This is a genomic window from Neolewinella persica DSM 23188 (genome assembly GCF_000373105.1).
In the GTDB taxonomy this organism is placed as follows: domain Bacteria; phylum Bacteroidota; class Bacteroidia; order Chitinophagales; family Saprospiraceae; genus Neolewinella; species Neolewinella persica.
Genome location: NZ_KB890416.1, coordinates 132491 through 156453 on the forward strand (window position 1 = coordinate 132491; position 23963 = coordinate 156453).

The window sequence follows — 23963 nt, forward strand, 5'->3', positions numbered from 1 at the left end:
ACCACAATTATTGACCGAAATGAATTCAATTTACCAACGCTTGTTGTGCCTCGCCGCTCTCCTGGCGGTTTTGGCCACCGGCAGTTTACGGCTTACAGCTCAGGAAGAAGCTCCGCCCGTATTTAGCCTTAAGACGGCCGTGGACTACGCCATGAGCAACAGCAATGCTATCCGTAACGCCCAGGTCGATATCCTCGACGCGGAGCAGAACGTAAAAGAGCGCCTGAGTACGGGCTTGCCGCAAATCAACGGCTCGGTTGACTTCAACCACTTTCTCAAAGTACCGGTGTTGCCGTTGCCGGAAGCCTTTGCCATGGGAGATCCTGACGCGCCCACGAGCATCGCCTTCCAGCTGAAGAATAGCCTTACGGCCGGGATCGCTGCCCGAAGCATGCTCTTTGACGGTAGTTTCTTCGTAGGGTTGCGCGCAGCGCGCTCCAGCGGCGAATACTACAACCTGCAATTGGAAAATACCCAACGGACCGTACGCAGCCAGGTAACCCGGGCCTACTTCCCCGTCCTGTTGCTTAAAACCAACGTGGTTATTCTGGATCGCAACATCTCCAACCTGGAAAAGCTCCTCAACGAAACCAACGCACAGTACGAGGCCGGATTCGTGGAACAACTGGATGTAGATCGCCTCGTGCTCAGCCTGAACAACCTGCGCAGCCAACGGGACCAGGTAGGCAGCCAGGCGGAGAATGCGCTACGGGCGTTGAAATTCACCCTGAACTACCCGATGGACGAACCATTGCGGGTAGAGGACGACCTGGATAAGCTGGAAACAAGCATCGAAGTTGCGGCCCTAACCTCCGATATCCCGTTTCAACAGCGTCCTGAAATCCGCTTGCTGGATAAGACCATAGAGCTGCAGGGGCTTAACGAGGAACTCCAAAAGTCCGCTTACCTGCCAACGGTTTACGCTACGGTTTCCGGCCAATACCAGTTTCAGGGCAACAGCTTCTCTGATGGCTTCTGGGCACCAACCGTCGTCCTTGGCCTGAGTGCAAGTGTCCCCATCTATGACTTTGGCGGACGGAAGGCCCGGGTAGAGCGCGCGAAACTGGCCACGCAGAAGGTCATCAACCAACGGAACGACGCTCAACGTAGCGTTCAACTCGAAGTACTGAATGCCCGTGCCACTTTCACGGCAAATAACGATCGCCTGGCGGTAACCAAAAGTAACCTCGACCTGGCCCAACGCATCTACGATGTTACCCAGGTGAAGTACCGCGAAGGCGTAGGCTCCAGTATCGAAATTGTACAGGCAGAACAGGCGTTGTACGAATCTCAGGCCAATTACCTCAACGCACTGTACGAAACACTGGTGGCTAAGGAAGATCTCTTCCTTGCTCTGGGCCGTAATTAACCTTGTCACTCCATTTCGGCGCTTCGCGCCTCCTTCCCGGATTCCATTCGATGCTGTGCATCTCATTCCATCCGGGGCCACAACGATTTGATCCCTCCGGGATCGCCACTTTATGATTTGATCCCGGAGGGATCGAATCCTTTTAACCCCGGGCGAAGAGAAATGCACAGCATCGATCTAAGTCAGGGCTCCCCACCCCTCCAAATGAAAACATTACTCTACCTCCTCCCCCTGCTCCTCCTGACTTTCCTTGCATCCTGCGGCCCCGCCACTGATGCCGACGTCGTTCCTGATGACCTCGAAGGAAAGAAGGAGTACCTCAAGACCAAAAAGGCCGAGCTTCGCACCCTGACCCAGCAAGTTGAAACGCTGGAAAAGGACATCTTTGCGAAAGACCCCAGTCTGGCGCCAAAAGGTACGCTCGTGGCTTACGAACCGGTTAAAATCAGCTCTTTTGAAAACTACGCTGAAGTTCAGGCAACCATCCGTGCGGCGGAAACGGCTATGGCCACGCCGCAGCTGCCCGGTCGTATCCTCAGTATGAAGTATGAGGTCGGCGATAATATTCGCAAAGGCGCACTGGTGGCCGTCCTTGATGTGGAAAACATCACTACCCAACGTGCAGAGCTTGAAAAAGCCGCTGAACTGGCAGAGACGGTATTCGAACGTCAGAAACGACTGTGGGACCAGAACATCGGCTCCGAAATTCAGTATCTCCAGGCAAAAAACAGCTACGAACGTATCCAGAAGCAACTGGAGTCGATTGACGTACAGACCAGTAAGCGAAACGTTTACGCGCCTTTGTCCGGAACGGTTGATCAGGTAATGATGCGGCAGGGAGAAAATGCCTCCCCCGGCGCACCGATCCTGTCCATCCTGAGTACCAATGACCTGGACGTAGTCGCTGACGCCTCCGAAGACCTGCTGTCCAAGGTCAAACTTCGTCAGAAGGTGAAGGTCAAAGTACCCGCCCTCAACCTCGAATTTGAAGCGCCAATAAGCCGGATCGGTAAAACGGTGGACCCGGCTAACCGGACTTTTGAAGTGGAAATCGATGTGCCCGGCAAGTACCTCTCCCAACTGAAAGCCAACCTATTGGCCGAGGTGGAAGTCCTTGATTTCTCCGGTGACGACCTGATTGTTGTAAGCCAGGATCAGATTCAGCAGGAAATTGATGGCCGCCGGTTCGTTTTCCTGGCCGTTGATGAAGTGGAAAAGGGTACCGTAGCCAAAAAAGCTTATGTTGAAACTGGTGCCAGTTACAACAATAAAGCCATCATTGAATCAGGCCTGAAGGTCGGAGACCGCATCATCACGGCAGGCTCCCGCGGCCTGACGGATGGGCAGAAAATCAGCCTTAGCCAGAACCCTATCCAGTAGTCTGGTAGTCATGTTCTCTGGTAGTCATGCAGACCCGCCAGAAAATACTACCAATACTCCAATACTTTCACGTCTATCACGTGCGGTAGCCTACCGGACGACCAGACTACAAGACTATAAAAAGTGGAACAGAATAAAAGAACCTTCTCTCTAACCAACCTCGCGGTAGACAACTCGACCAGTGTCTTTCTGCTCACCGTCATGATCCTGATCTTCGGCTTATATGCTTATGATCAGGTACCGAAGGAGCAGTTTCCCGAGGTGGAGTTCCCACAGGTGTACATCAATACACCTTACTTTGGAAACTCTGCGGCCGACATCGAGAACCTCGTTACCCGCCCACTCGAAAAAGAGCTCCAGGGCGTCGATGGCCTCAAGGTCATCCGCTCCACGAGTGTACAGGACTTTTCGGTCATTACCGTCGAGTTCAACTCCGATGAAGACTTTGATGATGCCGTTCGGCGGACTAAGGATGCGGTAGACAAGGCTAAGCCTGAACTGCCCAGCGACCTCGACGTTGAGCCGACCGTGCTGGAAATCAACCTTAGCCAGTTGCCGATTGTGACCGTCAACATGAGTGGTGATTTTCCACCCGAAGAACTCCGCCGCTATGCGGAATTAATGGAGGACGAGCTGGAAGAAGTCGATGGCGTCAGTGAAGTCAACCTAAAAGGAATTCAGGAGCGCGAAATCGAAATTGCCGTCGACGTCAAGAAGATGGAAAGCCTTCAGATCAGCTTTGCGGACATCGAAAATGCCGTAGGTAGCGAAAACCTGACGCTCTCCGGCGGTGAGATCAAGAACAACGGTATGCGCAGGGCCATCCGCGTGGTGGGAGAATATGAGGATGCTGAAGAGTTGTCGAGAACCATCATCAAGAATGAAAAACAGCGATTAGTGTACCTGCGTGACATCGCAACCACTAAATTCGGCTACGAAGAGCCCAAATCCATCGCCCGGGCAGATGCCCTGCCGGTTATTAGTCTGGACGTGATCAAAAAGTCTGGTGAAAACCTGCTGACTACGGCTGATGGTGTGCAGGCTACGGTAGCTGAAGTCCGTAAGGGGCTGCCTACTGATCTGCAAATCAGCTTTTTTAACGATCAATCCTATAACACCCGCGATCAGGTAGATAACCTGGAGAATAGCATCATTTCTGGTGTAATTCTGGTAGTGCTGGTACTGCTCTTCTTCCTGGGCTTACGGAATGCATTGTTTGTTGGTATCGCCATCCCGTTGTCGATGCTGATGGGCATTTTGTGGATCTGGTTGTCGGGGGTAACGCTCAATATCGTAGTACTTTTTGCCCTGATTTTGGCCCTCGGCCTGTTGGTAGACAATGGCATTGTGATCGTGGAGAATGTCTACCGGTATATGCAGAACGGCGAAAAATCCGGAAATGCGGCGAAGTACGGTGCCGGTGAAGTTGCCTGGCCGATTATTGCCTCAACGGCAACTACGCTGGCGGCTTTCAGCCCGCTGGCGGTTTGGCCGGGCATTGTCGGAGAATTTATGAAGTACTTCCCGATCACGCTGATGTTGGTACTGTCTTCTTCTTTGATCGTTGCTTTGGTCATTAACCCCGTTTTGGCAAAGACCTTCATGAAGGTTGACGAGCGGGCGGCAACAAAGAAGGGGCGCGGCCGCAGGATGCGAACTACGTTGATAACGGCAGCGGTGATGATGGTTCTTGGCGTCCTGATTGGTCTGCTTGGCGGTGTCACGTGGTTCTTCAACCTGATGGTCATTTCTACCATCATTACGCTGGTTTATTTCTTCTTACTACGTCCGGCTTCCTTTTTCTTTCAGGATCGGGTGCTACCCTGGCTCGAACGGAGGTACCGGGGTACCATCAGTTTCTCACTCCGGTGGGGTAAGTCGATAATGGTAGGTACCATTGGCTTGTTATTCCTTTCCTTTATCCTAACGGCGATCAGCCCCCCGGCAATAGAGTTCTTCCCGAGTGCTGATCCGCTCTACGTCAACGCCTTCGTTGAATTACCGCTTGGGTCAGACATTGCCGCTACGGACGCGGCGACCAAGGAACTGGAGCAAAGCATCATGGAGATGTTGACGCCCTACGAAGACATTGTGGAGTCAGTACTTACCCAAATTGGTGAAAATACTTCCGACCCTAATGCGCCACCCGAGCCAGGTTTTACCCCAAACAAAGCCCGTATCACGGTGAGCTTCGTTCCATTCCGTGATCGTGGAGGTGTAAGCACAACCAAGGTGATGGACGAAATTCGCCAAACGGTAAAAGGCGTCCCCGGTGTAAAAGTATCCGTTGATAAGAATGCCGATGGTCCTGCCACGGGGAAACCAATCAACCTGGAGATTTCCGGTGAAGACCTGGACCGGCTCATTCCTCTCGGTGATGAAGTAATCAACTACATCAACGCTCAGGGAATCCCCGGTATTGAGGAACTTTCGGCCGATGTGAAACTTGGCGTTCCGGAATTGCTTGTCAAGATTGACCGCGAATCGGCTCGCCGTTACGGTTTATCTACCTTTCAGATCGCTAGCGCTCTACGGACTTCCGTCTACGGTAAGGAAATCAGCAAATACAAGTTGGGAGAAGATGAATACCCCATCTTCCTGCGCCTTAACGAAAAAGACAGAAACCAGATTGAAAGCCTGCTGAACCAACGGATCACTTTCCGTGATCCGGCCACTGGCCGAATCACCCAGGTGCCCATCAGTACCGTTGCTAATGTGGAATATACTTCTACCTACTCGTCCATTAAGCGTAAAGACCTGGATCGGGTGATCACCATCAGTTCCAACGTCCTCGATGGGTACACCGGAAACGAAATTGTTCCGCAGATTGATCAGGTGATGCAAGGCTATGATTTGCCCCGCGGTTTTACCTATGAGTTTACGGGAGAACAGCAGCAACAGCAGGAAGACGTTGGTTTCCTCCTCGGTGCCTTTGTATTTGCGTTGTTCCTGATCTTCATTATCATCGTGGCGCAGTTCAACAGCCTTTCTTCTCCGTTCATTATCCTCACTTCGGTGGTACTGTCTACCATTGGTGTACTACTCGGATATTTCTTCTTCGGCGGTACTTTCTCGGTAGTCTTCACGGGGGTTGGTATCATCTCCCTTGCTGGGGTCGTGGTGAACAATGCCATCGTATTAATTGATTATACGACGCTGCTGATGAAGGATAAGGTTGACCGATTAGGCCTTGAGAAGATATCCGACCTTGAACTCTCCGATATCCGCGAAAGCATCATCGAAGGTGGATCTACGCGTCTACGGCCGGTATTGCTAACTGCAATTACCACGGTTCTCGGCCTCATTCCACTGGCTATCGGATTTAATTTCGATTTCTTCAGCTTCATCGCCACCTGGGATGGCAAGTACTTCCTTGGCGGAGACAATACGGCGATCTGGGGTCCAATGGCACTTACCGTAATCTACGGCCTCGTCTTTGCTACCTTCCTTACCCTGGTAGTCGTGCCGGTAATGATGTGGTTGATCTATAAAACGCGTCGTAGCATCAAGCGAATCTACCGAAAGCTTAGTGGCGGAGAGGTGGAAGACGTAGATTACGAGGCGCCACTGTCGGAAGGCTAGAGCTGCTTTTTTAACATGAATTCAATAGCGTTCTACAACTAAATGACCACTTTGTCGGGGCGTTCGAATATTCGAACGCCCCGCATCTTGATTAATAGCAGTAATTTTACGTTCTTTAGAAGAAACCATGAACCCTTGAAAAAGTAAAGAAGAAAACCATTTTTACTATTTAATGTTGCAATTTTTTAAAATAGACTCCAGGCCATCACACGTATAATCTCTATCGATTACGGTTCCAAAAAATGTGGAATCGCTGCCAGTGACCCGTTGCGCATTATTGCCACGGGGCTCGCTACTGTGCCTACGTGGCAGCTAATGGACTGGCTGCAGGATTATCTCTCCCGTGAACCGGTTGGTGATCTCGTCATTGGTGAAAGCTTCCATAAGGATGGGACACCCAATAAGATCAATGCTCAGGTCGTAGGCTTTGAGCGCAAATTCGCCAAACTGTACCCCGAAATAAAGCTACATCGCCAGGACGAGTTCTATACGTCCAAAAGGGCCATGCAGTCCATGATTGAGGCCGGAGTACCTAAAATGAAGCGTAGACAAAAAGAAAGAGTGGATAAAATTGCTGCAACAATAATCCTACAGGACTTTATGGAATCCCAACGATAAATCTATTTTGCGGCCCTAAAACAATCAGCTCATGATACTTCCTATTTATGCCTATGGTCAACCCGTCCTGAAAAAATTGGGGGTTGAGATTTCTTCTGACTACGAAGGACTTGAACAACTTATTGCTGACATGTGGGAAACCATGGAAAATGCTAATGGCGTTGGCCTGGCAGCACCTCAGATCGGCCGTGCTATCCGGCTGTTTGTAGTAGACAGCGGACCCATGCTTGAAGAAGGGCAGGAGCACCTTGGTATTCGTAAGGTCTTCATCAACGCCCAAATCCTCGAAGAAACCGGTGAAGATTGTTCCTACTCAGAAGGCTGTCTCAGTATTCCGGATGTCTCCGGAGACGTTGAACGGCCTGAACAGATAACCATACGCTGGCAGGATGAAGAATTCGCTGAGCACACCGAAACCTTTTCAGGAATGAATGCCCGGGTCATTCAACACGAATACGACCACATTGAAGGTATCCTGTTCACCGAGTTGCTTAAACCGTTGAAAAAACGGATGGTGAAACGGAAGCTGGAGAAGATTAAAAAAGGAGAGATTAACCACAAGTACCGGATGAAATTCGTCAAGTAGCTGGGTCACTGAGTTGGCGAGTCGCCGAGTTGCTGCCGCAAGCACCATTCGCGGCGCTGCGCTTACTCACTTCAGGCGAATGAGCGGAGCGAAATGAGTGGTAACAGCGGAGCAACTCAGTGACTCATTGACTCGCCAACTCAGTAGCTGACGAACGCACTATACGACCAACTCCCCATTAGCATTAGTAGTAAGCACATCAGTGAAATAATCAAAAAACGGGCGGAGGGTAAGCGTTGCCTCGTGGGCCATGTCCAGGAAATCTTTTGACAGCACTTCCTTGTCCGTAAAGTCCCTGCCAGCATAGAATTGCTTGTAGCGCAGCAGATCAATGTTTGGATGATCTTTTGGGTAGCCCTGTGGAGCGGTTTTTAACTGCTCGCCCTGCAGCTCTCCGAAAATGCGGACAAAGTCTTTGTCAGCAATGATCTCCCGAAGGTCGGAAGCATCTACGGCCAACTCTTCGCGCATTCGTTTCAAGTCGTGCTTCTCCATGCCATAAAAGCCGCCGCCGATAAAACTTCGCCAGTCACCAATTGGTGAGACGTTGTAGTAATAGCCGCCGCGCCGCAACTTACCATCACGGACGAACTGCCCGGCAAAGTTCGTCTTGTATGGGTCCTTGTTTTTGCCAAAGCGGACGTCGCGGTAGATGCGAAACATGGACTTTTTACCGTTTTCGGTGGACAGAACGTCGGTTTCCATCAGGCGATCCATTAGCGCCTGGGCGAATTCGGCAACGTTTTCACGGCCAGCCTCATAAGCGGCTTTGTTTTCATTGAACCACTCCCGGTCGTTGTTCTTCGCCAGTTGGTTAAGGAAGGTTAGCGTGGATTTTTTGATTATTGCCATTGGGATAGTCTATTGGTCTTATTGGACTATTAGTCTGTTAGTCCGTTGATCTATTGGTTGGTTGGCGCGTTGGTTAAAAGCACGATGGCTAAAGATAGTACCTTTGCCCTGCGCAAAAAAAACAATGGGCGGAAACCATCAACAGACCATTAGCCCTAATAGTCCAATAGACCAATAGCACCAATATGTCTTCCTTCCGTCGCCTGTTAGGCTACATGGCGAATTACCGTGGCCTCGTTGCATTGGCCATCTTTTGCAATATCCTTACGGCAGTGTTCACTGTACTGGCGGTCCCGCTGTTTCAACCCTTTCTGAACTTGTTGTTCGAGCAGGTAGACCCGGTGACCCAGCCGGCTGAAGCCCTGGATTCCATGGCCGCCGTCAAGCAGCAAATGAATTACCTGCTTAGTGAATGGATCACGGAGAAAGGAAAAGAAACAGCGCTAGCCTACGTTTGCGGCTTTATCTTAGTCACCTTTTTGCTCAAGAACCTGTTTCGCTACCTTGCCCTGTTTTTTATGTCTCCGGTACGAAATGGCATAATTCGGGACCTGCGAAACGAACTGTACGCCCATATGCTGGGGCTACCGATGGCTTACTTCACGGAAGAACGGAAAGGAAATCTCCTGAGTAGAATTACCTCCGACGTGCAGGAGGTAGAAGCCAGTATCCTCAATGTATTGGAAGCTATTTTTCGGGAACCATTCATCATCGTTGGCGCCCTTACCTACATGGTATTAGCCAGCCCGGGCCTTACGGTATTTGTCTTTGGACTGATGCTTTTTACTGGTTTTGTGATTGGTGGGCTGGGCAAGCGACTCAAACGGAGCAGTACCCTTGTTCAGGAGAAACTGGGGGACATTGTCAGCCGAACCGAGGAAAGCCTCGGAGGACTTCGGATCATTAAGAGCTTTGGTGCAGAGCGCTTCCAGGCGGAGCGATTCGGAGAACTGAACGACAGCTACCGGCACAGCCTCATCCGCCTGATGTGGCGGAGGGACTTGTCGAGCCCACTAACGGAATTTTTGGGCATCGCGACCGTAGCTTTATTGCTTTGGTACGGCTCGCGGGAGGTATTCAGCGGAACGATGGACGCCGGAGCTTTCCTGACTTTCATCTTCGCGTTCTACATGGTCATTGACCCAGCTAAAAATTTCAGCAAGGCCTGGTACAACATCCAAAAAGGCCTCGGAGCTTTGGGGAGGGTAGAAGAGGTACTTGATATTCCGAATCCGCTGGCTGATAACTACCCGATAACCCGACAACCTGATAACCCGACAACTGGACAACCAGACAACTCGATCAAAGAGGCGCGGCCGCTGGATGCAATGAAAGTTGGATTAGCAGTGGAAGGTGTCAGCTTCCAGTATTCCGCCGATGGACCAATGATCCTGGAGGACATCAGCATCGACCTGCCAGTGGGAAAGGTTGTGGCGCTGGCCGGTGCCTCCGGCGGCGGTAAATCCACCATTGCTGACCTGCTCCCCCGCTTCTACGACCCGACCCGGGGCCGCATCACCCTGGATGGCCACGACATTCGAGACTACCGGCTCCGCGACCTCCGGAACCGCTTCGGCATCGTTTCCCAGGAGGCTATCCTGTTCAACGATTCGATCTACAACAACATCGTTTTTGGCATGGAAAACGTGACCACTGCTCAGGTAGAGGAGGCCGCACGGGTCGCTAATGCGCACGACTTCATCATCGCCAGCCCCAATGGCTATCAGACCAATATCGGAGACCGGGGCAATAAACTCTCCGGCGGCCAGCGTCAACGAGTAACCATCGCCCGGGCCATACTCCGAAACCCGGATATTCTCATCCTCGACGAAGCCACCTCTGCCCTGGATTCCGAGTCAGAACGCCTCGTCCAGGACGCGCTGCAAAAGTTAATGAGTGGTCGAACGGCACTGGTCATCGCCCATCGTCTGTCTACCATCCAAAAGGCTGATGAAATCATCGTCCTTGACCAAGGGCGGATCATCGAGCGGGGGACTCATGCCGGGCTATTGGCTAAAGGCGGCGCTTACCGGAAGCTGGTGGAATTGCAGGAGGTATGAGCAGAGATGATTTGATCGATGACGCTTTTGAGGAGATCCGGCCGCTAAACTTCAAATCGGGGAGCAGTGGCCTGCTGTCCGTTAACTGGAAGGCATGGTTGGAAAAATTGGTCGTTGTCGAACGGCGGAGCCAAGTCGGATGCTTCGTCCTTTTAGTCTTTTTCTTTGTCGGTCTTTACGTTCGTTCCATCTCCCATGTCTTTGCCACCTTACTATTACCTTGCTTTTTTCTTGGGATTGTTTATGTCATGATTCAGGCCCGGCGACATAAGAATCTGCGCGACCACGGCCGCTACCGCTACGAGCTCTTTCCGAATAAAGTCGTTAGATTTTCGGACCGGGATTTCAAAGCATTCGAATTCAAGGAGCTCTCCAAAGTAACCGTCAAGCCTTACGGTGTCCTATTGGTACGTAAGCGGCAATTGCGAAACAATTGGCTGTCTTATCGCAGCCCTGAGATCATGGTTTTACCTGCAAGCATAATAAGTTACCCCGCCGTGGAAAAGTATGTTGTCGAGCAGTTCGAGAAGACTAAGAAGGGGGAATGAATCCCGGACGAAGGGCGCTCCGCGCCCGAGCGATAGCGCTTGCCTCCGGCAACGCGGCGGGTACCAACTAAAAACGAGGGGTGAGCATCGATCCGTCGGATCAAGCTCACCCCTCGCTACGAGAGACGGACCTCCGGCCCTGTATCTGAACGCTTGCTCCTTTAAGGAACCTTGACGAGCGCTTTATCTTTTCCCTGCACCTGCGGCCGCGCCTCCTACTTCTGCCGCCACTCCGCAAACTCCGTTTCCGAAGGCTTGCCCACCCACATCATCGCTACCATGAAAATGGTGACGAGCAACAAGTTAACATTGCCGGTGACTAAAGCAAAGGCAGCGGCAAAGAGCCCGGGCCCTTCCAGGAGTGCTAACCGAACGATGATGGCGGTACGGTACCGCGCTATGGCGGTAGGGTAGTCCTGGCGCTGCTCCTGCGAAGTACTCTCCAGTATTTTACTGAAGACAAATCGGGACATCGTCAGGCACATCAACCCAAAACCGGCCACCAGCACGATGTCCATTTGAGGGGAGATGATTGCCTCCGACCCGACTTGGGCGCCGGAGGTGATCAAATACGTTACGACGGCTGCGAACAGCGCGAGGCCCGCCATCAACGCGAAAGCGATGATGGACAGGCCGCGAAAACCATCGGATTTAGTCGATTCCATGCATCATTTTTTTCATCCAGCCATTGATAAGGAAGAGCACGACGGCAGCAGCAATTGGTATTACGGTAAAGATCAGGAAGAAGAAGGTAAGGCCCTTGCTTTCCAGAATTGGGTCAATGAGTGAGCCCGTCAGGCCGGCACTGAGGTTAGCGATGAAGTTGGAGATGAACCAAATTCCGAACATAAGGCCAACGAGTCGCACCGGAGCCAGTTTGGAAACATAGCTGAGGCCAACGGGAGAAACGCACAGTTCTCCCAGCGTATGGAAGAGGTAGGCAAGAATTAACCACAAAATACTTACACCAGCGGTTTTGGCTCCAAGTGGGATGCCCAAACTGCCATAAGCAAGGAAGGCAAAGCCTATGCCAACAAGGGTAAGACCGAGCGCAAATTTCAGCGGACCACTTTTGATAATTCCCGTTTGCCAGAAACGGCCGAATAGTGGAGCGAAGACAATGATGAAGAAGGAATTAAGAATGCCGAACCAGCTGGCAGCAATTTCAATCTCGCTGGTGTTCTGGCTTTTGACTTGCGCAGACATTGTCGGTACACCTTCAGGAACGACGATCTTGTAGTTGATTTCATCAGCAAAACTGACGGTGATCTGATCGCCTACTTTAAGGGGCGTTTCTCCTTCTTCCACCGTGGGGGTGATGATGCGGGAGGTAACCGGGCCTGTGGCGGTCTGGTAAGTCAGGTTGGTATAATTAACGTCGGTCCAGAAAAGGCCGGTGGGGGATTCAGATTCAAAGGAGGTAATGGAGGCCGTCAGCGCAGCAAGCCCCTTTTTACCACTATCGTCGACCAGGTAATTTTCTTCAATTTTTCCACCTTCTTTTGCAAGTTCTTCCAGGTCGACAACTGAAATGGTACGGTTATTGACCAATTGAACGTCCTGGCCAGCATTGAGCTGATCGGTGGTCCGGATCAGGGTTGATTGCTCAGTACCATTGACATCGTTGTAGGTGGCCTCATAAGCCTTGGTGTTCCAGTCGTTCTGGATGAGCCATAGCGCAATGACCCAAATCGCAGCAAAACTGAGTGCCAGCCAAATGTTAGACATGGCGTACTTCCCAAAAGTGAGCCGGAAAAGTTTGAACAGCACCCAGGTAATTACCACAAGTGGGACTATTACAAGTAAGGTGTTAACTACTTTGAAGGTAGTTGCAGCCCCTCCAGAAAGTACCCTGTCGGTATAGTCTCCTGCAAAAATGGTCATTGAGCCTCCCGCCTGCTCAAACGCCCACCAGAAGAATACGGTGAAAAAGGCGAAAATACTGATGACAATAATTCGGTCACGCTGGACATTTGCCGGTGCTTCCTCTTCAACTTCTGCTTCATCAGCTGCTTCTTTTGCAGACATGACGTAGTCTGCACTATCTTTTGGGCTAAGCCCGATTTTACCAAAAATCTTCTGGGCAAAGAAAAACTGCAGCATCCCAAGGAACATGAAAATGCCCGCAAGGCCGAAACCGTAACTCCAGCCTACTTTTTCACCAATATAACCGCACAGCAGAATACCAATAAAGGCTCCGGCATTAATACCCATATAGAAAATGGTATAGGCACCATCCTTCTGTTCAGGATCATTTTTGTAGAGCTGGCCTACAATAGAGGAAATGTTGGGCTTGAAAAGCCCGTTTCCAAGAATCAGACCGGTAAGGCCCATGTAGAAAAACGTTGGTGTCTCGAAGGCCATAAACAAGTGGCCTAAAGTCATGATCAGGGCACCTAATATGACGGCTTTTCGATAACCGAGAAGCTTATCAGCAATAAAACCACCAATGATGGGGGTAAGGTAAACGAGGCCGGTATACCAACCATACAACTGTAATGCGTCACTACGGCTCCACTCCCAGCCACCATCAAGCAGACTAGAAGTAAGGAATAGAACAAGCAAAGCCCGCATTCCATAGTAGCTGAAGCGTTCCCACATTTCTGTGAAAAAGAGTACAAATAGTCCCGGGCGGTGCCCGAAAATGCTGCCTCCGTCTTCCGGATGGCGAGTAGTAGTTGATTCCATGATCCGTTTTTAGTCGCCCTAAAGAAACGAAATTTAGCCAAACGCCGTAGCTCGCGTTCAGACGGACCAGGTTATTATACCGTTAAAATCTACTCTAAGCCCGGAATCAGCAGGGGCTTAAGCTCGGTTAACGGGCGTTTTTTCAAAGATTTTCCGCAAACTCACCCCAAACCAGGCTCCGAGCCCCGTCGTAATCCCTCCCCACAAAGCCGTGATACCGACCAGGGCCCAGCCCGATCCGACGCCAAAGGTTACCGCCAGGCGATCGCTTAACCGACCCTCTGAATCCAGGTGGAGGTAACCGGTGTAAATGCCCCAAACCAATACACCACCCAAAAAGGCGAACCAAAAACCGCCCCGTCGCCAGACGGGGAGCAGAACACCAAGAGCTGCCGCAGCCAACGCCGGGGCATACCATGCTGCGTCCATGTATAAACAAAGGGCAGTGGTAATGATGATGGCGAGTAGGAGAAAGAATCGATACATGCGGCAAAATTACAACTTGATCAACAACCCACCCGACGGCTTAGCCGCTAACGTGAAAACTTGCAACTTGCAACTTGCAACTTGCAACCTGCAACCTGCAACCTGCAACTTGCAACCTGCAACTTGCAACCTGATTTACCGAACCACTACCCGTCGCCCCCCCGTTTGCCCATCAGCCGTCCGTAGGCGTAAGAGGTAAACGCCGGCAGCGAGGCCGGAAAGGTCAACCGTAGCTGGTGCATTTCCGGCTGCGGGTATTTCATTCACCACCCTGCCGTGTACGTCAAACAGTTGTAAAGCTGCGGCACGGAGGTTCGGGGACCAGCTGACGGTCGTCTGTCCGGCTGCCGGATTAGGGAAGACCTTCCAGGCAGATGCCGGTAGTTGGTTATTTCGCGTGCCGGTGCATTGATCATTGAAGATGAAGTTTCGGAATTCACCAGGCGTACCGCCACAAACACTGGCGATCTCCACGTCGTAAGTGCCACAGAGGTTGATGTCGTTGAGCGTAAGGTAAATGTCATTAACGTTTACCTCAGTCCATGCGTCTTGTGTGTTTTGTAGTCGGTACCGAAGGCGGTAGCTGCCGCCGACGGCAGCGCTGGCTCGCCAGGAGAGCAGCGTCTGCTCGGTCATTTCATCGTAGGAGGCATCCAGTCGGGTAGGGGGAGGGCAGGCCGGGTCTGCATCGATGATGTTGATGCAATAGTCTTCCACTTCACCCATTGCGGAAGCGGGAGAGCAGGAAGCGCTAACACCACGAAACTGTACGATCACCCGCATACGGGTGAGTAAGAGAGCGGCGTCTTCTGGTACAGTTAAGACCGCTTTGGCGGATTCGCCTGGCCCGCTGTCCATCTCTGCGGCTACTTCGGTACTCGACAGAATACCGTCCTGGTTCCAGTCAACGTAAACGCGGAATCCTTCCACACCGGTTCCTACATTGAAATCCGGCGTCAACTCAATGGGGTACTCACCACCACGAACGAAGGGCCGGGTGGTGACCTCACCAAAGTTACGATAACCATTAGGTTCAGGCCCGCTGGCGTTTACCAGGATGTTACCAACATTGACATGTGCAATCCATTCCAGGTCATTATCGTATTCATCCGGCGTACAATAATCGCGTTCCAGGCAAGCCCCGCAGCCGGTACTGAGTACCGTCAGCCGATTACCGAAATCAGTAACCAGTGTATCACAATTGGTCTGAAATTCGAATTCGTAGTTGGTGCAAGGATCAATACCGCCGGCGATGCCTAGGCTGCCAGATATGGAGGTGCGGGTGAGCCAGGTGCTGTCTCCTAGTTTGCGGTACCGCACCCGGTACGACCTGCCAGCCAGTAATCCGGTCCAACTGGCAATAAAGACCTGATTTTGCGTGGCAGCAACGCTGAAATCATCCGGGATGACGCAACAGCCATCAGTGGAAACAGTTATTAGCTCCGAAGTTACGGGGCCATCGCCACAATTGCCAGTGAGCTGGAAATCGTAGGCGACGCAGGTCGCCAGGCCTGAAACTTCGTACGGGGCTTGCGCATTGGCTACCGCCGTCCATTCGGTGCTGCCCGCCGGCCGGTAACTCAGGGTAATGGCCCCGAGGGCCTCGATGGCCCGCCAGTCAACTATGATGCTGGTGGCAGAGCCTTCCGTTGATAGGGCGTTGAAAAAAGTGGGTGCCAGGCAAAGGTCACAGCTGGCCATGTTGTTTGTCGAAAGTCCGGCCTGCAGTTCGTCAAGGGCGGCGGCCACATCGAGCCGCCCGCCAGTAACGGTGATGCCTGCAAGGCTGGCGTTAGGGCGTACGCCATCAAGAATAGCTGCCCTCACCCGCAGCGCTGCTGCTGCGGGATCAGCTGCCAGCAATTGCCCAAAGGCTTCGCAGGGGGCGGAATAGAGTAGGGCAATGGCGCCGGCAACGCTTGGGGTCGCCGCAGAAGTACCACCGAATGGCCCATAGTTGTTACCTATTGAAGTAGTAAATACATCTTCTCCGTAGGCCCCCAGGTCGATGGATTTGTTGCCGAATGCCGCCCCCCTGACTTTTACATCGAAGGTGTTGAGGTTGGTCACGGTTACCAGAAAGGGAGAAGTACAGTTCGAGGGCAGGTCTCCCTCTTCTTCCACGTCGATGTTTAAATTGGCCGTTGCGCCAGCATTGAGGATGCCCGCAGCCCCAAGCCGATCATAAAGGCTACACCAGATAGGACTGTCGTCGACCTGGCCAAAATTCCGGCCCCAGCTCGAGCTGGTGGCGACTACGTAGGCACCTTCCACGCCGTTCGTCTCGTCGTAGCGTTGCCGTTGTTCGAGTGGGAAGCTGTAAGCTTCCAGTACTTCTGCCTCGCTGGAGTTGAAGTTATTCTTGACAATCATCAACTTAACGGACCAGTTGACGCCGGTAACGCCAAGGTTGTTGTTCCCGACGGCCCCCACGATGCCTGCGACAGGTGTGCCGTGGTCTGCTTCGTCGTCGGCTTCAACATTACCATCTCCCGCTTCCCGGCTGGAAGTGTTCCAGCCATGGTAATCATCAACGTAGCCGTTGTTGTCGTCATCTATGCCGTTGTTAGGAATTTCATCGCGGTTACGCCAAAGGTTCGCAACGATGTCTTCGTGGTCAACATCTATCCCGTCGTCCAGTACCGCCACGACAATGGTGTCTCCGTTGACGGTAACACCGCCGGTGGTGATGTCCCAGGCCGGTTCCACGTTGTGGTCGGCGCCGATGACGCCGTTGAGTTGTCCCGTGTTGAGGTGTTGCCACTGGTCATCGTACCGCGTGTCGTTGGGCCGGGCGCGCAGCGCCACCAGGTGGTTAAGCTGTACGGCGGCTACTGCAGGGTCCTGCCAGTACTGCTGGCGGAGCTGCTCTTCGCCGTGCAGGCTAAAATCGAAGCTGATCAGGTAAGCATTGAGGGCCTGTCCGAGTGGTTTCCACTCGGTGATTTCAGACTTTGCCGTAATCCATGCCTTTGCATCTACGTCCGCGCCAAATTGAACGATCAGTTCTCCCTGGCGGTAATCAAGACGTTGAGCAGATAATGGAATGAAAACAGTTAGGAGTAGTGTTATTACTAGTAAACGGTAAAACATTTCAGGGAGTTATAGGGTGGAAAAGTACGGTGTTTACGTAGAAAGCTGTTCTTCAGTTGTGAAGAATGACGTGTTTAAGACGACTAAAGAGTATTTAGTGGTCAGGATTTAGGGTTCAGTATTCAAAATTCAGTGGTCAGGTATCAGGGTTCAGCAGTCAGGCATTATAGGTCAGTAATCAGGGTTTAGTGGTCACCAATCATAGGTCAGGTTACAGCAACCTGTGCCATGAATCCTAAAATCTGAATCCTGATTACTGATTACTGAATCCTACTTAGCCACCCGCGACCATCCAAACCGAATAACCACCAGCAGTACAAGGAAAATGATCAGCAAATACTGTATTGGCATGTGGGAAAAGATGACGATGTGTACTCGGTCAATGAACCACATGAAGATCAGGGCGGCGGAGATCATAATGACCAGGCCAGACAACCTGCTGAATCCGGGAAGAGATTCGATCCGGACTTGCTTTTTTACGATGAAAAAAGTGATCAGCATACTTGCAATGGGGAGCAGCTGTAGCATGATGTTCGCGTCCATGATGCTACCCCGCTCAAACAGCCATTTGTAAATCGTGTAGGCGACGGCCAGGATGGCGGGTACCGCAACCAGGTAAACCAGCGTACTGTACAGGTAATTCCATGGCGGCAAATGACCTTCTTCCCGTTCCATCCAACCGGCCAGGAGTGCCGCAAAGGGAATAAGTAGAAAATAGAAGACCACATTCAGCGGATGGTCAAGTGCGTATTGGAAAAGGTCGTTAATGGTCATGGGGCGAAGATAGTAATCAGGTTTCAGGTTGCAAGCTCCGGGTTGTAAGTTTCAGGTTGCAATCTGCAACTTGCAACCCGGAACCTGCAACCTGTAACCTATCTTCGCGCCATGTCTTCTCCTTCTTCCAAAATGCCGGCGCTTTACGAACTCCTCTGGTGGGCTTTTACCCTTGTATTGACTGGCCTGATGTTGCTCCCGATCTATACTCAGCTGCCAGATTTTCCTTATTTGGCAGCCAACGCGGTGTACATCGTTGTGGCCATTACCCTAACGCGTTACCTCTTTTTTCTTAACATCAGCTGGCTGCGGGATCACCTGCTGGTACAAGGCGCACTCAGCATTCTGTTGCTTCCACTGATCTTCGGTATGGTACAGTATTTCAATTCTTTTATCCGGTTTTTTGATGATAACGGCCCCGATTTTTTAGTGCAAAACCTGCCAAAGGACACTGCCGGGATCATCAATGGTTATTTACAGGCAGAGTATCGTTTCTTTGCCGTTTGGGCGATCATCGCGGCGTTGATGATGCCACTTCGTCTGCTCTACAACGTCTGGATGCGGTACCGCGCGGGTGTGCGGACGTTGTAGGTGCGCGCCCCGATAGCTTCTGGGCAAGTGCCAGGCGCAGTTATGAGCGTAAGGAGGGAGCCCTAGTTCTCTCCCATGTCTTGTGTCCTCCTGCCTAATGCGGTAGCCCTACCCGTTACCTACTACCCACTATCTTCTTTTTCCAGCTACCTTTACGTCACTTTGGGCGCGGCCGCAGGTGCCAAACGCAGTTGTATGAGCATAGGAGGGGAACACCGTTACTTCTTTAGCCTTGTGTTCCTGCCATATGCGGCAGCTTACAAGACCATCAAACTACCAGACTACAAGACTAATTCCTTTGCATTTCGACATCATCACCGTCCTGCCCGATCTACTGGCCTCCCCACTTTCCCACAGCATCATGCAGCGGGCTAAGGACAAGGACCTGTTGACGGTGGCCATCCATGACCTCCGGGAGTACGGATTGGGGAAATACCGCCAGGTAGACGATTACCAGTTTGGTGGAGGAGCCGGGATGGTCATGCGCTGTGAGCCAATGGCGGAGCTAATCGATAAATTGCTGGCGGAGCGTACTTACGATGAGATCATTTACCTTACTCCCGACGGAGAACGCTATACCCAAAAACGGGCCAATCGCCTCAGTATGGGTGAAAACCTGCTGCTGATCTGCGGACACTATAAGGGCATTGATCAACGCATCAGGGACGAATACGTCACCCTGGAGATAAGTATCGGTGATTACGTGCTCTCTGGTGGCGAACTTGCCGCGGCGGTATTAGTGGACTCTATCGGCCGCCTTTTGCCCGGTGTCCTCAACGATGAAACCAGCGCGCTTACCGATAGCTTCCAGGACGATCTGTTGGCGCCTCCGGTCTACACCCGCCCAGCGGAGTGGCGGGGCCGGCAGGTGCCCGAAATTCTGACCAGCGGGCATACGGGCAAAATCGAAAAGTGGCGCGAAGATCAGGCCTTACAACGTACTAAGGATCGCCGGCCAGACCTCCTCGAATAATCTTACCTTTGTGAAAAATTAACGATCCCGGAGGGATCCAACCGTTTTAACCCCGGACGAAGTAAGATGCGAAGCATCGAGCGAAGTCCGGGGTGCCCGCAAGTGGTGAGATAGTAAGCATCGAGCGAAGTGCGGGCTACCCGCAAGCCGTGAGATAGTAAGCATCGAGCGAAGTGTGGGCTACCCGCAAGGCGTGAGATAGTAAGCATCGAGCGAAGTCCGGGCTACCCGTAAGGCGTGAGATAGGAAGCATCGAGCGAAGTGTGGGCTACCCGCAAGGCGTGAGATAGTAAGCATCGAGCGAAGTGTGGGCTACCCGCAAGGCGTGAGATAGTAAGCATCGAGCGAAGTCCGGGCTACCCGTAAGGCGTGAGATAGGAAGCATCGAGCGAAGTGCGGGCTACCCGCAAGTGGTGAGATAGTAAGCATCGAGCGAAGTCCGGGGTGCCTGCAAGTGGTGAGATAGTAAGCATCGAGCGAAGTGTGGGCTACCCGCAAGTGGTGAGATAGGAAGCATCGAGCGAAGTGTGGGCTACCCGCAAGGCGTGAGATAGGAAGCATCGAGCGGAAGTCCGGGGTTACCCGGAAGGAGTAGGGCGCGTAGCGATGAATGACTTCTGGAAACACCCTGAACGGTGGCATAAATCACTGACACACCGGAGGGAAAGACGAGTGGAGCCTGGGGAGACCATCGCGGCCAAAGTCCGCATACAATCCTAATCTATGTCCAACCACACCTACATAGCTATAATGGCCGGCGGCGTCGGTTCCCGTTTTTGGCCAGCCAGTCGCGAAGACAAGCCAAAACAGTTTCTCGACATCATGGGGGACGGCCGCAGTCTACTCCGGATGACCTTCGACCGATTCCTGAAGGTAACTACAGCCGATAAGATCTTCATTGTCACCAATGGTAAGTACAAGAAACAGGTGAAAGACCATATCCCTGAAATTGGAGACAATCAAATTCTCTGCGAACCCAGCAGGAATAATACGGCGCCATGTGTCGCTTACACCGCCTTCAAACTACAGCAACTCGACCCCGAGGCCAACATCGTCATCGCCCCTAGCGATGCATTAATCGTTAATGAAAGTCTCTTTGCCGACAATATCAAAAAGGCCTTGACTTTCACTGCCGGGAACGATGCCCTGGTAACGCTTGGCATTGCGCCTGATCGGCCACATACGGGCTATGGTTACATTCAGTTTATTGGAGAACAGGGAGCGGAAGGCGTCTACCCCGTTAAACGTTTTACCGAAAAGCCCGATACGGAGACAGCTAAAAATTTTCTGAGAAACGGAGACTACCTGTGGAATGCCGGCATCTTCATTTGGCGGGCAAAAACTGTCCTTGACGCCTACGAGCGGTACGCCCCCGAAATCTTTGCCATCCTTGCTCAGGGAGCAAGTTGCTACAATACCCCCGAGGAGCAGTCTTTCATTGACGAGTTCTACCCACAGACGCCAAAAATATCCGTCGACTACGCCATCATGGAGAACGCCGAGAATATTTTCACCATCCCTGCCCAGTTTGGTTGGTCGGACCTTGGTGCCTGGGGAGCTTTGTATCAGGAAAGTCCCAAGGATGGGGCCGGTAACGTTGTTACCGGAAGCCACACAATCATGGATGATGTGCACAATTCTTACATCCGTGGGCCCGAAGGGAAACTCCTTGTCGTCGGAGGCGTGGATGATTTACTGATCATCGATGAAGGGGATGTACTGGTCGTCTTTCCACGTAGTCGGGAACAGGAAATGAAAGCATTACGTGCCCGTGCTGAAACGGATTACGGGGAAGAATTTGTGTAAAACCTGAACATAGGTTACCACATTTGTTTTATGGGTAAACCGGGGCCTGGAAAGCCTTTCGACTCAGAAATGAAAATAAAATTTCCTTCTGGACCCATTTTTTGACCAACCGATTTGTTGTTGGCTCAATTATCGGTATGTTTAGCCCGCGTCGGAAGATCAACCTATCTGGTAGCTCTTTCTTTTTTGCCTTGCTCATCTACGAAGACCACTCATTATGCTATCAGCTGTTATTGCTTGTTTTGTTATTGGATACGTCGTAATTGTATTCGAGCATCCACTCCGCCTGGATAAAACCGTACCTGCCCTTTTGATGGGGTCAATCTGTTGGGCCCTGCTCAGCCTTGGGTTTAATTCCGGAGCCCTGGATGTGGTTGATGGCCACGAGCACCTCTATAGCCTTGCCGATCATGGCGGAGACCACGCCATGACCCACGCCGAAGCCGAAGAAGGTTTTATGGCTGCTTTACTACACCATCTGGGAAAGACTGCGGAGATCCTGATTTTTCTGATTGGTGCAATGACCATCGTTGAGATTGTCGACCTCCACCGCGGTTTCGATATCCTTAAGGGGTGGGTTCGCACCCGCAACAAGAAAAAATTGCTCTGGATCGTCGGTGTTCTTGGCTTTATTCTCTCCGCCATTATCGACAACCTGACGGCTACCATCGTTCTGGTAACCTTACTGAGAAAGCTGGTCCCGGACCGGGAACAGCGCATTTGGTATATCGCACTTATCGTTATTGCCGCTAATGCTGGTGGTGCCTGGTCTCCAATTGGCGACGTAACTACCACCATGCTCTGGATTGGAAAGCGTGTGAGCACCGGAGGTTTGATGGAATACCTGATCTTACCTTCTATCGTTTGCTTTGCTGTTCCTTTCTTTATCGCTAGCTTCCTGAAACCATTTCAGGGAGAAATATTATCTGACGAGCCTCATGTGACAAAAGAAGAGTTGAAAAGTGAGCGTCTGTTGTCCAGCAAGACAATGCTTTTCCTTGGCCTGGGAATGATCGTATTTGTCCCTATTTTCAAAACAATCACTCACCTCCCTCCATACATTGGTATGATGTTGAGTCTCGGAGTGGTATGGTTAGTTTCAGAATACATCCACCCGGAGGAGGACTTTACGGAAGAACGTAAAGAAACTTACTCCGCGCATAAAGCATTAAGCCGGATCGAGATGTCCTCTATCCTGTTTTTCCTTGGCATCCTCATGGCCGTTGCTTCGTTGGAGACAGTTGCCGTTGGCGAGGTTGGTGCGCTGCGTGCAGTAGCTGAAAGCCTGCAAAGTGTTATTCCGGACCAGAATGTAGTAGTTTTCATTCTCGGGTTCCTCTCGGCAATTATTGATAACGTTCCCCTGGTAGCTGCCTCTATGGGTATGTATGATCTGAATCAGTACGCCATGGATGATACACTATGGCATTTCATCGCCTACTCTGCCGGAACGGGTGGCTCAATGCTCATCATCGGTTCTGCTGCTGGCGTAGCTGCTATGGGTATGGAACGGATCGACTTCATTTGGTACTTCAAGAAAATTGCCTGGCTCGCCTTTATCGGTTTTGCTGCAGGTGCGGCCGTATTCATTGCGATTGAAACCATATTTTAGATGACAAAACTCCAGCATACCACACTACTCGTGTTGGTGCTTTTACTTTGCCATTGCGGCGAACGCGAAGATGTACGTCTGTTAGGCAAGTGGCAGGCTACTCAGGTGCTTCAACGGGGAGATAGTCTTTTGCTCGATCCTGCGGAGGTTGGTTTTTCCTTCTTGCCCAACAATCGCTACGCTTACCGTTCCACGCTACGTTACCAGGAGGCAGGTACCTGGCGTTACGATAATGGTTTTTTGTTTGCACAGGACACCACACGTGCTGCAGCTACTGAACGTATTGTGGCAGTTGAAAAACTCACCTCGGATAGTTTGGTCCTTCGTATGCGCGCAGACACCACCGAACAAGTAATGATTCTATTGAAGCAATAACACTTGTAATGCTTTTTCAGGTAAACCAGGATTGGTAACGACTCAAAACTTAAGGACTGTATTCAGGCAGGCTAAACACTACGTCAGTGTTTAGCCTGCTATCCGTAGTAGTGAACTTGAAAAAAGTATTGATTTTTCAAGAGCAAATGTTAAAAAAGGCCCGCTAGGTAGAAAAAAATGAAAAAAGCAGGATTTTTTTCGTGGCCTTCACTATCCTTTTGGTTAAATAGTGTTCACATTTTATGTCGTATTAGGCTGATGGTGAGGCTTTTGTGATTTATTTTAGGGTTTATTTATTCACAATAAGGCTAATGTGTCTTTCGTACGGGGTGATAAACACCCGATAATTGTATTGTCAAACGAAAGCAAATACCGGCGAACGCGTCGGAATTTGGAAATACACAGAGATTCGCCGAAGGTAGTAAGTCGGCCCGGACAAATGGAACGGCCGACTTACTACCCTAAGTTTTCTCCCCCTCGTTTTGACCACTAACACAGAGATTATGGGCCTTCGGCTCGCCTTTTTCGCAATATTTTCATGAGATTACGATTTGTCAAACGGGTCATATC

The 23963-nt window shown here is 51.4% G+C and carries 18 protein-coding genes; 12 read left to right on the top strand and 6 right to left on the bottom strand.

Annotated features, from left to right (window positions below; translation table 11 throughout):
- The first annotated feature begins 19 nt into the window (after nt 1-19).
- The 5 genes from B036_RS28000 to def all read left to right on the top strand — a co-directional run bounded on the left by B036_RS28000 (nt 20) and on the right by def (nt 7535).
- Entirely contained in the window at nt 20-1369 is a 1350-nt protein-coding gene (locus B036_RS28000) for a TolC family protein (RefSeq protein ID WP_020567433.1), read from the top strand.
- Nucleotides 1370-1573: 204 nt separating this feature from the next.
- Nucleotides 1574-2749 (top strand): efflux RND transporter periplasmic adaptor subunit, encoded by a 1176-nt coding sequence (locus B036_RS0104175; protein WP_026231680.1) that lies wholly within the window; start codon nt 1574-1576, stop codon nt 2747-2749.
- Between the two features lie 123 nt (nt 2750-2872).
- Nucleotides 2873-6331, top strand: a complete 3459-nt coding sequence (locus B036_RS0104180) for an efflux RND transporter permease subunit (RefSeq protein WP_020567435.1) — start codon at nt 2873-2875, stop codon at nt 6329-6331.
- A 267-nt stretch (nt 6332-6598) separates the two neighbouring features.
- Complete coding sequence (locus B036_RS0104185; protein ID WP_245557439.1) at nt 6599-6949, top strand: RuvX/YqgF family protein; 351 nt, start codon at nt 6599-6601, stop codon at nt 6947-6949.
- Nucleotides 6950-6980: 31 nt separating this feature from the next.
- Nucleotides 6981-7535, top strand: a complete 555-nt coding sequence (gene def / locus B036_RS0104190; protein WP_020567437.1) for a peptide deformylase — start codon at nt 6981-6983, stop codon at nt 7533-7535.
- A 159-nt stretch (nt 7536-7694) separates the two neighbouring features.
- Here def and B036_RS0104195 read toward each other — a convergent pair whose 3' ends face one another.
- Nucleotides 7695-8387 (bottom strand): DUF2461 domain-containing protein, encoded by a 693-nt coding sequence (locus tag B036_RS0104195; protein WP_020567438.1) that lies wholly within the window; start codon nt 8385-8387, stop codon nt 7695-7697.
- Nucleotides 8388-8572: 185 nt separating this feature from the next.
- Between B036_RS0104195 and B036_RS0104200 the strand changes: the two genes are divergently transcribed.
- Both B036_RS0104200 and B036_RS0104205 read left to right on the top strand, forming a co-directional pair.
- A complete protein-coding gene (locus B036_RS0104200) occupies nt 8573-10447 on the top strand; it encodes an ABC transporter ATP-binding protein (RefSeq protein ID WP_020567439.1) in 1875 nt (624 codons plus the stop codon).
- A complete protein-coding gene (locus tag B036_RS0104205) occupies nt 10444-10995 on the top strand; it encodes a hypothetical protein (RefSeq protein ID WP_020567440.1) in 552 nt (183 codons plus the stop codon). The genes B036_RS0104200 and B036_RS0104205 overlap by 4 nt, the downstream gene beginning before the upstream one ends.
- A 215-nt stretch (nt 10996-11210) precedes the next feature.
- Here the strand turns inward: B036_RS0104205 and B036_RS0104210 are convergent, their stop codons facing one another.
- The 5 genes from B036_RS0104210 to B036_RS0104230 all read right to left on the bottom strand — a co-directional run bounded on the left by B036_RS0104210 (nt 11211) and on the right by B036_RS0104230 (nt 18036).
- Nucleotides 11211-11660, bottom strand: a complete 450-nt coding sequence (locus B036_RS0104210; RefSeq protein WP_020567441.1) for a hypothetical protein — start codon at nt 11658-11660, stop codon at nt 11211-11213.
- Complete coding sequence (locus tag B036_RS31620; protein WP_020567442.1) at nt 11647-13683, bottom strand: peptide MFS transporter; 2037 nt, start codon at nt 13681-13683, stop codon at nt 11647-11649. The genes B036_RS0104210 and B036_RS31620 overlap by 14 nt, the downstream gene beginning before the upstream one ends.
- A 117-nt stretch (nt 13684-13800) precedes the next feature.
- Entirely contained in the window at nt 13801-14169 is a 369-nt protein-coding gene (locus B036_RS0104220) for a hypothetical protein (protein WP_020567443.1), read from the bottom strand.
- 135 nt (nt 14170-14304) lie between these two features.
- On the bottom strand, nt 14305-17262 hold the full coding sequence (locus B036_RS28010; protein ID WP_020567444.1) for a S8 family serine peptidase: 2958 nt from the start codon (nt 17260-17262) through the stop codon (nt 14305-14307).
- Between the two features lie 270 nt (nt 17263-17532).
- On the bottom strand, nt 17533-18036 hold the full coding sequence (locus B036_RS0104230; protein ID WP_020567445.1) for a hypothetical protein: 504 nt from the start codon (nt 18034-18036) through the stop codon (nt 17533-17535).
- 111 nt (nt 18037-18147) lie between these two features.
- Between B036_RS0104230 and B036_RS0104235 the strand changes: the two genes are divergently transcribed.
- The 5 genes from B036_RS0104235 (at nt 18148) to B036_RS28015 (ending at nt 23393) form a co-directional block, all read left to right on the top strand.
- On the top strand, nt 18148-18627 hold the full coding sequence (locus B036_RS0104235; protein ID WP_026231682.1) for a hypothetical protein: 480 nt from the start codon (nt 18148-18150) through the stop codon (nt 18625-18627).
- A 298-nt stretch (nt 18628-18925) separates the two neighbouring features.
- On the top strand, nt 18926-19600 hold the full coding sequence (gene trmD, locus B036_RS0104240) for a tRNA (guanosine(37)-N1)-methyltransferase TrmD (protein WP_020567447.1): 675 nt from the start codon (nt 18926-18928) through the stop codon (nt 19598-19600).
- 723 nt (nt 19601-20323) lie between these two features.
- On the top strand, nt 20324-21406 hold the full coding sequence (locus B036_RS0104245; RefSeq protein ID WP_026231683.1) for a mannose-1-phosphate guanylyltransferase: 1083 nt from the start codon (nt 20324-20326) through the stop codon (nt 21404-21406).
- A 217-nt stretch (nt 21407-21623) separates the two neighbouring features.
- Entirely contained in the window at nt 21624-23018 is a 1395-nt protein-coding gene (gene nhaD, locus B036_RS0104255) for a sodium:proton antiporter NhaD (protein WP_020567449.1), read from the top strand.
- Complete coding sequence (locus B036_RS28015) at nt 23019-23393, top strand: hypothetical protein (RefSeq protein ID WP_020567450.1); 375 nt, start codon at nt 23019-23021, stop codon at nt 23391-23393.
- The last annotated feature ends 570 nt before the right edge of the window (nt 23394-23963 follow it).